This window comes from Streptococcus sp. S1 (assembly GCF_034137685.1).
Taxonomy (GTDB): domain Bacteria; phylum Bacillota; class Bacilli; order Lactobacillales; family Streptococcaceae; genus Streptococcus; species Streptococcus dentalis.
In genome coordinates this window covers 1,609,367-1,621,489 of the sequence record NZ_CP139418.1, presented here as the reverse complement: position 1 = coordinate 1,621,489, position 12,123 = coordinate 1,609,367, and the positions used below count along the sequence as shown (strand labels likewise).

Genomic DNA, 12,123 nt, shown 5'->3' with positions numbered 1-12,123 from the left:
TAAAATAGTTTTATTAGGGCTTTTGATTGGAAAAGCGTGAAACATTTAAAGGAGGAAATTATGCAAGCAGTTGCACATTTTGTAGAAACATTCGTTCCAGAACATTATGAAGTGTTTTTGGATTTAAGTCGTAAAACCAAGACCTTTAGCGGTCGTGTGGTGATCACGGGTCAAGCCAAGGCGGACAAGATCTCGCTTCACCAAAAGGATTTGACCATTGAAACAGTAGAAGTAGCCGGTCAAGCCCGTCCATTTACGGTTGATGATGCCAATGAAGCAGTTTATGTTGAATTGGAAGGAACAGGTCAAGTGACAGTTACTCTGACCTATTCTGGTAAGATCACAGACAATATGACTGGGATTTACCCATCTTACTACAGTATTGATGGCGTGAAGAAGGAAGTTCTTTCTACTCAGTTTGAGAGCCATTTTGCGCGTGAAGCCTTTCCAAGTGTGGACGAGCCTGAAGCTAAAGCAACGTTCGATCTTTCTTTGAAATTTGACCAAGAAGAAGGTGAAATTGCCCTTTCAAATATGCCTGAAATCGATGTGGAAAACCGCAAAGAAACAGGAATTTGGAAATTTGCTACGACTCCACGGATGTCTTCTTACCTCCTTGCCTTTGCTGCCGGAGATCTTCAAGGGATCACGGCCAAAACAAAAAATGGCACTCTCGTAGGTATCTATTCAACCAAGGCCCATCCCTTGAAAAACTTAGAATTTTCTCTTGATGTAGCGGTACGTGTCATCGAATTTTATGAAGACTATTATGGCGTGAAGTATCCAATTCCTCAATCCCTCCATGTAGCGCTTCCTGACTTCTCAGCTGGAGCGATGGAAAACTGGGGCTTGGTGACTTATCGTGAAGTCTATCTCCTTGTAGATGAAAACTCAACTGCAGTTAGCCGTCAACAAGTTGCTCTTGTAGTCGCTCACGAATTGGCTCACCAATGGTTTGGTAACCTGGTAACCATGAAGTGGTGGGATGACCTCTGGTTGAACGAAAGTTTTGCCAACATGATGGAATATGTATCTGTCAATGCCATCGAACCAAGCTGGAATATCTTTGAAGACTTCCAAACAACAGGTGTTCCATTGGCTTTGAAACGCGATGCAACCGATGGGGTTCAATCTGTCCATGTAGAAGTCAAACACCCTGATGAAATCAATACTCTTTTTGACCCAGCCATCGTCTATGCGAAGGGAAGCCGTCTCATGCATATGCTTCGCCGCTGGTTAGGGGATGATGCTTTCCGTAAAGGACTCAAAGCTTACTTTGAAAAACACCAATATGGCAATACCATCGGTCGTGACCTTTGGAATGCCCTAGGTGATGCTTCTGGTCGTGATGTAGCAGCCTTCATGGATTCTTGGTTGGAACAACCTGGTTATCCAGTCCTTACAGCAGTGGTAGAAAATGATACCTTGAAGATCAGCCAAAAACAATTCTTCATCGGAGAACATGAAGACCAAGGCCGTCAATGGGTTGTGCCATTGAACAGCAACTGGTCTGGTATTCCAGATACACTTGAAACAGAAACGCTTGAAATCCCAGGTTATGCTGCCCTTGCTGCTGAAAATAGTGAACCGCTTCGTTTCAATACGGAAAATACAGCCCACTACATTACCGATTACCAAGGAGAGCTCTTGGATGCGATTGTAGACAATATGGCTTCCTTGGATAACTTGAGCAAGCAACAAATCCTTCAAGAACGCCGTCTCTTGGCAGAAAGTGGTGTCATCTCTTATGCAAGTCTCTTGCCAGTCATCGAGAAATTGACCCAAGAAAGATCTTATTTGGTTGTATCAGCAGTTTCATCAATCCTTCAAGGTCTCAGCCTCTTTGTGGATGAAGGAACTGAAGTAGAAGCAGCTTATAAGAAGTTGCTCGTGACCTTCAACCAATTCAACTTTGAACGCCTTTGTTTTGAACCAAAAGCCGGAGAAGCGGATGAAGATGAAATGGTTCGTCAATTGGTTATTTCAAATATGATCAAGGGAGACGATGCCAAAGCAAGCGCCAAAGCAAGTGAAATCTATGCAGCCCATGCTGATGATATCAGCAAGCTTCCAGCCGCTATTCGTTTGCAAATCTTGATTAACCAAATCAAACACCATGAAAGCAAAGAATTGACTGATTTGTACTTGAACACTTATGCTCAAGCGAAAGATGGCAACTTCAAGCGTCAATTGTCTACAGCTTTGGCTTATACAACCGATGCAGACACAGTTGAAAAGATTTTGACAGAGTGGAAGAACAAGGATGTTGTGAAACCACAAGACTTAGCAATGAGTTGGTATTTCACCTTCTTACACCATGAGTTCACTCAAGAATCTGCCTGGACTTGGGCGCGTGAAAATTGGGAATGGGTCAAAGCAGCCCTTGGCGGAGACATGAGCTTTGACAAGTTTGTCATCTACCCAGCCAATACCTTCAAAACAGCAGAGCGCTTAGCAGAATTTAAAGCCTTCTTTGAACCACAATTGTCTGATATGGCTATCAGCCGAAACATCAGCATGGGAATCAAGGAAATCGCGGCGCGTGTGGATTTAATCCAACGGGAAAAAGTAGCAGTAGAAGCCGCTATCCTTGCGACAAAATAGATTTAAAAAAATCGATACAGAAATTTCTGTATCGATTTTTTAGCGTCCTTTGAATCTTATTTGAAATACCAGTGGTGTTTGAGGCTGGCAAAAATCGCCTTGCTGGTGATAGTGATGATGACCAGTTTGATGAGGTCGGCAAGGATAAAGGGAGCAACGACCAAAGTAAATGCTTTTTGGAGATCGGTATGCGTGACCAGCATAAAGCCGATAGCTCCTGACACAAAGAGGAGAGCACTACTGAGGAGATTGGCCAAAAAGATAGTGACAAGGCTGGATTTAGCACTCGTGAACAGAGACGTGATCCATGCTCGGAATGGGAAGAAGAGGAGGAAACCAGCAGTAGGACCAAGGAAATGCGAAGCGCCACCAGCACCGCCGGCAAATACTGGAAAACCTAAGAAGCCTAGAAGTAGGTAGAGGCAGACAGTGACAAAGGAATGGCTGGGTTTATAGATGGTCCCGATGATCCCGATCATGAGTGTCTGCAGGGTCAAAGGAATTGGACCAAAGGGAATGGTGAATTGAGATAGGACGGAGATCATGGCCACTCCAATGGAGATGAGAACTAAGGGAAAGATTTTCTTCATAACAGTTAACCTCTTTTTTATTTTATGGTAACTATTCTACAATAAGGGGTTCATCCTGTCAATAGCCCGCACTTTTTTTAGGATTTTTTAAGTAAAAATTTAGGCAGGCTTAAGACTCCTGAAGTATAATCGCCTTACTAAAGGATCGAGCTCCCTTTAAATTTTAAAAGACAAGTACTTGTACAAAAAGATAAAAGGTAAAAAGATGAATCAAAAAGAAACAAAACAAGTTGTCGAAACGCAAGAAGCAAAAGAAAAAATGGTTGTCCTAAAACGAAGTCCTAAGTGGTGGATTGGAATGGCAGCAGTTGGTGGATTGTTGGTCGGTGCTGGAAGTGGCTTTGGTGTCGGTGTCATCGCCTCTCAATCTTCCAATAACCAACAATTTTCTCAACCGGTCCAAACGGGTCAGGACCAAGGATCCAATCAGCAACAAAATAGTCAAAATAGCAATCCTTCACAAGGAAACCAGCAAAATGGTGGCCCACAGGATGGGGACCTCAAGGCTGTGGTCCACAAGGTGGTGGTCAAGGACAAGGCGGCCCACAAGGTGGCGGACCTGGTCAGATGCCACAAGAAGGCAATGGTGGCCCACAAGGGAATGGTCCAGATAATGGCATGAACCAATCTGGCGGAAAAGAAGGGAGCCAGGGTTCCTCTAAAAAGTCCAATAAGAAGAATTCAAAAAATAAAAACAAGACGAGTGACAGTCAAAGTAACAAAGAAAACACGACAAACTCATAGAATTAGTCTTCCACAGGCAGGCTGAATTTGATCATCAAACCAGGTTCTAAACTATAGGAAATGAAGGCAAGTCGTGTTATAATGGTTAAGAATAGATTAGAAAGACTCACTCACGAAAGAGAAGAGGATACGACAATGATTAAAATTCTATTGGTCGAAGATGACCTTGGTTTATCAAATTCAGTATTTGATTTTTTAGATGATTTTGCGGACGTCATGCAGGTCTTTGACGGAGAAGAAGGTCTTTACGAAGCAGAAAGCGGGATCTATGATTTGATTTTGCTTGACCTGATGCTTCCTGAAAAAGACGGCTTCCATGTCTTGAAAGAATTGCGTGAAAAAGGCGTGACAACCCCTGTTTTGATCATGACAGCCAAAGAAAGTCTGGATGACAAGGGACACGGCTTTGAGCTGGGTGCAGACGATTACCTCACCAAGCCTTTCTACCTAGAAGAGCTTAAGATGCGGATTCAAGCTCTCTTGAAGCGCTCAGGAAAAGTGAATGAAAACACCCTTAATTATGGCAATTTGAAGGTCAACTTATCTACCAATTCGACTTACGTGGACGGTAAGGAAGTGGAACTTCTTGGGAAGGAATTTGATCTCTTGGTCTATTTCCTTCAAAACCAAAATGTCATCCTTCCAAAAACACAGATTTTCGATCGCCTTTGGGGCTTTGACAGTGATACGACTATCTCTGTTGTTGAGGTCTATGTTTCAAAAATCCGTAAGAAATTAAAAGGTACCGATTTCGTTGAGAGCTTGCAAACATTGCGCAGTGTGGGGTATATCTTAAAAGATGCTAACCAGAATTAAGAAAACCGTTGGGGAAGATGATTTTTCCTACTTCATCCGATATTTTGGACTCTTTACTTTGATATTCTCGGCCATGACCTTGATTATCATTCAAGTCATGCGCTCGAGTCTCTATACAACTGTCGATGAAAACCTCAAGACTCTCAGTCAGGATCCATACTCACTTGTAGCGATTGCTTATCGAGACCAGCGACAATCGAATAATAAAGTAGAAAATAACGATCATGAGATGATGATCCCAGATCATGATAAATCAGAACCTAAAGGGGATGTCACATCGAATACCACTGTTGTTTTGCTCAATAAAAAATATGAAAACTTGACAACCGGTAATGGTTTTTTAAACTTCAAAACCGTGACATTTGGTCGGAAGCTCCTCAACAAGGTTTCCCAGCTACAAATTACAAATAGCTATGGGAAAAAAGAAAGTTATCGGGCCTACATGGCAGAGTTGAATTTATCTGATGATGAAGATGATAGTGATATCAAGTATGCGGTTGTCATGACCAATATCAGTCAGCTAGAGCAGACCAGTGAAGAGCACGAAAGTCAAATCGCCCTTGTCATGATCTGCTTCTGGGGAATCTCCTTATTCGCTAGTCTCTTCCTAGCACGTCTCAGCGTCAAGCCCCTTCTTGAGAGTATGCAAAAGCAAAAGGCTTTCGTGGAAAATGCTTCCCATGAGTTGCGGACGCCTTTAGCAGTTCTGCAAAATCGCCTCGAAACGCTTTTTAGGAAGCCTGAAGCGACCATTATGGAATCGAGTGAGAATATTGCATCCAGCTTGGATGAAGTTCGAAATATGAAGCTCTTGACCACCAACCTTCTTAACATTGCCCGAAGAGATGACGGCTTGAAGCCGGAGATGGAAGATATCGAACCAAGCTTTTTTGATCAGACCTTCTCGAATTTTGAGATCATTGCGGAAGAAAATGACAAAATTTTCCGAGGAAACAATCAGGTGGACAAAGTCATTTGTTCTGATAGAACGCTCCTCAAGCAATTGATGACCATTCTCTATGACAATGCCTTGAAATATACCGATGAAGATGGCGAGATCCAATTCGAAGTTCAATTGAAGGATAAAAATCTTCTTTTGAGAGTACTGGATAATGGTCCAGGGATTCGAGATGAGGATAAGAAACGGATTTTTGATCGTTTTTACCGGGTCGACAAGGCCAGAACCCGTCAGAAAGGTGGTTTTGGTTTGGGGTTATCCCTCGCTAAGCAGATTGTAGAAGCTTTCAAAGGGACCATTCAAGTCAAAGATAATAAACCAAAAGGGACCATCTTTGAAGTGAAATTATCCATTAAGACGGAAAGTCGTAAAAAAAATCGTTCATAATCTTTAAAAAATAGAAAAGAGGAAAACCTATGAGTTCAAAAATGTTGCACACTTGCCTTCGTGTAGAAAACTTAGAAAAATCAATTGCTTTTTACCAAGATGCTTTTGGTTTTGAAGAAAAACGTCGGAAAGATTTTCCAGACTACAAGTTCACGATTGTTTATTTGGCCTTGCCTGGAGATGACTATGAGTTGGAATTGACTTACAATTATGATCATGGTCCATATGTCATCGGAGATGGCTATGCTCACGTTGCCTTGAGTACTCCTGATCTAGAAGGTTTGAATGCGGAACACAAGGCTAAAGGCTATGAAGTGACAGAACCAAAAGGTCTTCCAGGAACACAACCGAATTACTATTTCGTTGTAGATCCGGATGGTTATAAAGTAGAAGTCATTCGTGAAAAATAAGAGTGATTAAAAATTAAGGCCGCTGTCGGCGAAGACAGTCGCCCTCTTTTTTATGAAACCATTTACAAAAAAGGAATGTTTTTTCGAGAGAAATTTGCTATAATAAAGTAATGAGATTCAAACACACGAAAACTATTTTATTAATCATTATAAATCTCCTTTTTCTGAGTCTTTTGTATATCGGGTATCAAAAGATTCAAAGGCTTCGCGAACAAAAAGCCTATCAGGATCAGTTTGCCAAGGTCACCCAATTAGAGAAAAGCTCTGAAAAAGGAAAAGATGCCCAGGTTCAGGAAGGAATTTTAGGAACTTCTTATGTGACGGCTTATTATCCTACTAAAGATGGACAGCCTGTTGAGATTGTGAAAGAGAAGATCCAAGAAGACCTTCAGCGTCTAGGATCCGATGAGAAAACCAAAGAGCCAAAGCATTTGACCTTCTACCATAGTGAAGAAGCAGAAGCGCCTTTTGTCGGCTATCACCCTATCCAAATCAAGCGGGCGGAGTATCAGTACAAAAAAGGGAAATTCATAAAAGATGAGACGGTGAAGTTGCCCCTCTTTTACTTGGATGATGACAGTAACCCTCTGACCCTCAGCCAAGTTTTTGCGGATCCAGACGGAGCCAAGCAGATCTTTTTGGAGGAATTGCGAGGGAATCTAGACTTTCGTCAGCTGGATGAGGAGAGCATTGATCAAATGGTTGCCCACTTCTCAGAGTTGGATTTGAGCCAATGGGAATTCCAATATGAAAAAGGAAATTTCACCATTCCATTTCCAACCAAGGTTAAGGGAGATGATACCTTCACTGTTCCCTTGTCTAAATTCTATGACGTGATTGATACAGATCGCTTGCTTCCTGATGATCTCGAAACTTACCAATCCTATATAGAAGAACGCCACCGTAAGATGATTGCCCTGACCTTTGATGATGGACCAGATCCCAAGACAACACCTCAGGCGCTTTCTATCTTAAAGAAATACAATGCCAAAGCTACCTTCTTTATGGTCGGAAAAAATGTCAGTGCGAATCCGGATATTGCTAAGCAAGTCCGCAAAGAAGGTCATCAAATTGGGAACCATACCTGGGATCACCCTCAATTACCAAAATTGAGCTTGGATAATGCCAAAAAAGAGATCTTGGATACCCAAGAAGCTATTCAAAAAGCGACAGGTGTGCAGACCAAGATTACCCGCCCTCCGTATGGAGCTATCAATAACGCTATCCAATACGGTGTCGACCAATCCTTCATCATGTGGGATGTGGATAGCCTAGATTGGAAGACACACAATACGACGGCCATTCTCAATGAAGTGAAAAAAGAAGTCAAACCGGGTTCGATTATCCTCATGCATGATATCCATCAAACCACGATTGACGCTCTACCGACCGTCCTTGACTACCTCAAATCACAAGGCTATACCTTCGTAACGGTGGATGAATTGTTGGATTACCAACTTGAAAGTCATCGCATTTATTACAATGGAAATTAACGTAAAAATCCTCTGCAGTTCATTCACTAGCAGAGGATTTTCTTATTCATTTAAAAAGAGTTCGGAATTTTTTAAAACCAGTTCACGTACAGAAGCGTATTTTTTTAAGGATTTGAGTTCTTCTGGGTGGGTGATAAAGGTGATTACATAGCCCTCACGCCCCATTCGTCCTGTTCGACCGGCACGGTGGGTATAGGTCTCCACATCACGAGGAATATCGTAGTTAATCACACACTCAAGATGTTCAATATCGATGCCACGAGCGACCAAATCGGTGGCCAGTAAGAGGGTTAGCTGATGGTCTTTGAAGCGTTCCAGAATGACCTTGCGGTATTTGACATTGACATCGCTGGCGAGCGATACGGCTTCGACACCCCGGTATTGTAGTTTTTCTTCAGCACTACCAAGATCAGATAGGCTGTTGAAAAAAGCCAGACCACGAAAATCTTCGACGTAGGCGAGTTTGCGGAGCAACTCAACCTTGTCCCGCTTATCCACTTGCATATAAAAATGTTGGATATTGTTCAAAGAAACTCCATCAACCGTAACGCGAAGAGTATTTTCCTCTAATTGGTCTGGATCGACCTTGGCTGTGGCGCTCATGTAGATATATTGGTGGTCACGGGGAGCATAGTGGCTGATCTTGTCGACGAAGTGGTACTGAGAATCGCTCAGTAACTGGTCGAATTCATCTAAAATGATGGTTTCTACATTCATCATTTTGATCTTTTTCAGCTTGATCAGTTCAAAGATCCGACCAGGCGTCCCAACCAGGATTTCGGGTCCTTTTTTGAGACGTTCGATTTGCCGTTTTTGACTAGATCCTGAAAGGAAGAGTTGTGTCTGGAGACCGAGAGGCTCTGCCCATTGTTTGGTGACATCAAAAATTTGTCCTGCTAACTCTGTATTAGGAGCCAAAATCAAGAGTTGTTGGGTCTTTTTAGGTTTGAGTTTGAGCAAGCTCGGAAAGAGGTAGGCGAGAGTCTTACCAGTACCGGTAGGACTGATCCCGAGGACATTTTCTCCTTCATAGATAGGGGAGAAGATCTGTTCCTGAATTTCAGTGAATGTATCAAATCCGAGTGTTTCTAACTTGTCTTTCCAGCTTTGTGGAAATTGTTCTTTCATTCTTTTTCATCCTTAAATTGTATTCCAGCGCTTTGACGCATCTGGTAGAGAGTTTCATGGACCTGCTCAGCTGTTTGTAACCATTCGAGATAAGCGTCTGGCTTTTGATGAGCGATGGCAAGGGCAAAGGCTTCCGCCTCTTCTTGCATTTGGTGTGGGCAGGGCTGGATAGGAAGGTCGATGACCTCACCTGAATGACTGACGAAGCGGGCCTGGTGGATGGCTGCTACAGCATTGAGAGTTAGTGTTCCAGTCTTGGTGTAGATTTCAGCAGGTAGATGGCTGGTGATATTTTTCCCCGCCTGAATGGCAACCTGAAACTCTGGATAGATCAAAACACCCTGACCATAGAGATCAACCGAATTGGGTAATTGGTAAGCGGTGTAGCAGCAGGAGATCGGTTCTCCAAAGAAGCCAATCGCCAAGTAGAGGCAGTAGACTCCCAGATCCATCAAGGCTCCACCTGCATAGACATCTGAGAAAATATTGGGTATCTCACCTGCAAGAAGAGCAGGTAACTTGGAAGAATATTTGGCAAAGGTGAAGTTGGCGCCGAGTATTTCCTGATTAGAGAGGAAGTTTTTAACCACTTGAAAGGCTGACTCTTGGTAATTTCTGGCAGCTTCAAAGAGATAGACCTGATGCTCCTTAGCAAGCTTCACCAGTTCCTTCCATTCAGAAGGCTTCGTCACAGCTGGTTTTTCAATGATGACATGCTTCTTTGCCAGAATAGCCAGCTTGGCCTGAGCGAAATGAAGAGAATTGGGGCTGGCAATGTAGACCACATCCAGCTCACTGTCTAAGAAGTCGATGACATCCGTGTAGCAAGAGATCGCCCCATAAGGCTCACAAAACTCTTGAGCCGTCTTCATCTTTCTCGAATACACAGCCTGCAAGTGATAGTGCCCTGTCTGATGAGCAGCTTTAATAAATTCATGTGAAATCCAACTTGTACCAATAATTCCCAGCTTTAACATAAGGTGTCCTTCCGCAATCAATTCACTCTATTATACCATGAAAAGGGGGAGGGGCGGGGGGAAAAATATCCCACAACTTTTGAAATTATTTATGAAATATGGGATAATGAAAGAGATTTATTTAGTTGAGGATAAAATAATGAAACATAAAATTTTAGTAACGGGTGGTGCAGGCTTTATTGGTTCTCATACACTGATTGAATTGACCAAAGCTGGTCATGAAGTAGTTGTTGTAGATAACTTTGTGAATAGTAGTAAAAAGAGTGTACGGGAAGTCGAAAAGATTATTGGTAAATCTATTACATTATACGATATAGATGTTCGAGACAAAGAGAAGTTATTGGAAGTATTCATAAAAGAACAACCTACAGGGGTGATTCACTTTGCTGCATTGAAAGCCGTTGGAGAATCGGTTCAAATCCCTCTCACATATTATGAAAACAATATAACCGGAACATTGACCTTGCTTCGAGTTATGGAAGAAGTCCAGTGTAAAAACATTATTTTTAGCTCGTCAGCGACAGTATACGGAGATCCACATACTGTTCCTATCTTAGAGGATTTTTCGCTATCAGTAACCAATCCATATGGAAGAACAAAATTGATGATTGAAGAGATGCTTCAAGATATATACAAGGCAGATTCTTCATGGAACATCGTATTATTACGCTATTTCAATCCAATTGGTGCTCATGAAAGTGGTGATATCGGTGAAAATCCAAATGGAATCCCAAATAATCTTTTACCTTATGTAACACAGGTAGCTGTTGGAAAGCTAGAATATGTTAATGTGTTTGGAAACGATTATCCAACTCCAGATGGAACTGGAGTCCGCGACTATATCCATGTGGTTGATTTAGCAAAGGGACACGTGGCGGCATTAAGGAAACTTGAAAAAGATTCAGGATTAAATATCTATAACTTAGGTACCGGTAGAGGATACTCTGTTCTTGAAATCATTCAAAATATGGAAGAAGTGGTAGGAAAAACAATTCCTTATAAGATTGTTGAAAGACGTGCTGGAGATATTGCAACCTGTTACGCAGATCCATCGAAAGCAAATGAGGAGTTAGGTTGGAAAGCTCAATATGATATTCATCGCATGTGCCAAGATGCCTGGAGATGGCAAAGCAAACATCCAAATGGATTTGAATAATAACTAAGTTTAACGAATTGCTTGATATTTATAACTAATATCGAGCTTTTTTATGCTTACAACAATTGTTATTGATGGTATAAAGTTCTGAGATTAGTGGATAAAATATTTTGGTTATTGTATAATGGATAAAAAAGAATTTTAATGGAGGAAGAAGGATATTGAAATCCTCAGATTTATTGATTATTATACCTGCATATAATGAGGAAGGTTCGATTCAGTCAGTAGTAAATAATATTATTCAAAATTATTCTCAGTATGATTATGTGATTATCAATGACGGTTCAAGAGATCAAACCTCAGAAATTTGTCATAACAATGGCTATAATATTATTGATTTACCAGTCAATCTTGGACTAGCTGGAGCATTTCAAACTGGATTATTGTATGCTTACCAATACGGTTATGAAAAAGCAGTTCAATTTGATGCAGATGGTCAGCATCTTCCAGAGTATATTGCTGCTTTAGAAGAAGAAATTGATAAAGGAAATAAAATGGTGATTGGTTCTCGATTTGTAACAGATAAAAGACCAAATTCATTTCGTATGTTAGGGAATACCCTTATTAGTTTTGCTATTAAATTAACAACTGGTAAAACGATCAATGATCCAACATCTGGAATGAGAATGTTTTCTAAAGATTTAATACAAGTTTTTGCGAGAAATATTAACTATGGTCCTGAACCAGATACTGTTTCTTATTTATTAAGAAATGGTGTTCCAATTTCAGAAGTTCAAGTTCGAATGGAAGAGAGACAAGCAGGAGAAAGCTATCTAACGTTTTCACGTTCCATTAAGTACATGATTCATATGTTCGTATCTATTTTATTCATTCAGAATTTTAGGGAGAGAGGAAAATAG

At 41.4% G+C, this 12,123-nt stretch carries 11 protein-coding genes; 8 read left to right on the top strand and 3 right to left on the bottom strand.

All coding sequences use genetic code 11. The features are described 5' to 3' along the window. The first annotated feature begins 60 nt into the window (after positions 1-60). The gene (locus tag SM121_RS07945) at positions 61-2,604 is read left to right on the top strand and encodes a M1 family metallopeptidase (protein ID WP_320910805.1); all 2,544 of its coding nucleotides are present in this window, start codon (positions 61-63) and stop codon (positions 2,602-2,604) included. Positions 2,605-2,660: 56 nt separating this feature from the next. On the opposite strand, the gene SM121_RS07940 is transcribed toward SM121_RS07945, so the two are convergent. Then, positions 2,661-3,194 carry a biotin transporter BioY gene (locus tag SM121_RS07940; RefSeq protein WP_320910804.1) on the bottom strand — a complete coding sequence of 178 codons (534 nt, stop codon included), beginning with the start codon at positions 3,192-3,194 and terminating at the stop codon, positions 2,661-2,663. Positions 3,195-3,399: 205 nt separating this feature from the next. On the opposite strand from SM121_RS07940, the gene SM121_RS07935 reads away from it, so the two are divergent. From SM121_RS07935 to SM121_RS07915, 5 genes are all read left to right on the top strand, one after another. After that, positions 3,400-3,816, top strand: coding sequence for a hypothetical protein (locus SM121_RS07935; RefSeq protein ID WP_320910803.1), 417 nt, complete (start codon positions 3,400-3,402; stop codon positions 3,814-3,816). A 257-nt stretch (positions 3,817-4,073) separates the two neighbouring features. Next, positions 4,074-4,754: a response regulator transcription factor gene (locus tag SM121_RS07930; protein WP_037607818.1), complete on the top strand. Its 681-nt coding sequence runs from the start codon at positions 4,074-4,076 to the stop codon at positions 4,752-4,754. Beyond that, positions 4,738-6,099, top strand: coding sequence for a sensor histidine kinase (locus SM121_RS07925; protein ID WP_320910802.1), 1,362 nt, complete (start codon positions 4,738-4,740; stop codon positions 6,097-6,099). The genes SM121_RS07930 and SM121_RS07925 overlap by 17 nt, the downstream gene beginning before the upstream one ends. A gap of 29 nt (positions 6,100-6,128) precedes the next feature. Next, on the top strand, positions 6,129-6,509 hold the full coding sequence (gene gloA / locus SM121_RS07920; protein WP_003006623.1) for a lactoylglutathione lyase: 381 nt from the start codon (positions 6,129-6,131) through the stop codon (positions 6,507-6,509). 110 nt (positions 6,510-6,619) lie between these two features. Then, the gene (locus SM121_RS07915; protein ID WP_320910801.1) at positions 6,620-8,002 is read left to right on the top strand and encodes a polysaccharide deacetylase family protein; all 1,383 of its coding nucleotides are present in this window, start codon (positions 6,620-6,622) and stop codon (positions 8,000-8,002) included. Between the two features lie 42 nt (positions 8,003-8,044). On the opposite strand, the gene SM121_RS07910 is transcribed toward SM121_RS07915, so the two are convergent. After that, positions 8,045-9,130 carry a DEAD/DEAH box helicase gene (locus SM121_RS07910; protein ID WP_320910800.1) on the bottom strand — a complete coding sequence of 362 codons (1,086 nt, stop codon included), beginning with the start codon at positions 9,128-9,130 and terminating at the stop codon, positions 8,045-8,047. Then, the gene (locus SM121_RS07905; protein WP_270298580.1) at positions 9,127-10,107 is read right to left on the bottom strand and encodes a Gfo/Idh/MocA family protein; all 981 of its coding nucleotides are present in this window, start codon (positions 10,105-10,107) and stop codon (positions 9,127-9,129) included. Before SM121_RS07905 ends, SM121_RS07910 begins: the two co-directional genes overlap by 4 nt. Positions 10,108-10,246: 139 nt before the next feature. Between SM121_RS07905 and galE the strand changes: the two genes are divergently transcribed. Then, on the top strand, positions 10,247-11,263 hold the full coding sequence (galE, locus tag SM121_RS07900) for a UDP-glucose 4-epimerase GalE (RefSeq protein ID WP_320910799.1): 1,017 nt from the start codon (positions 10,247-10,249) through the stop codon (positions 11,261-11,263). Positions 11,264-11,424: 161 nt separating this feature from the next. Further along, a complete protein-coding gene (locus tag SM121_RS07895) occupies positions 11,425-12,123 on the top strand; it encodes a glycosyltransferase family 2 protein (RefSeq protein ID WP_003012036.1) in 699 nt (232 codons plus the stop codon).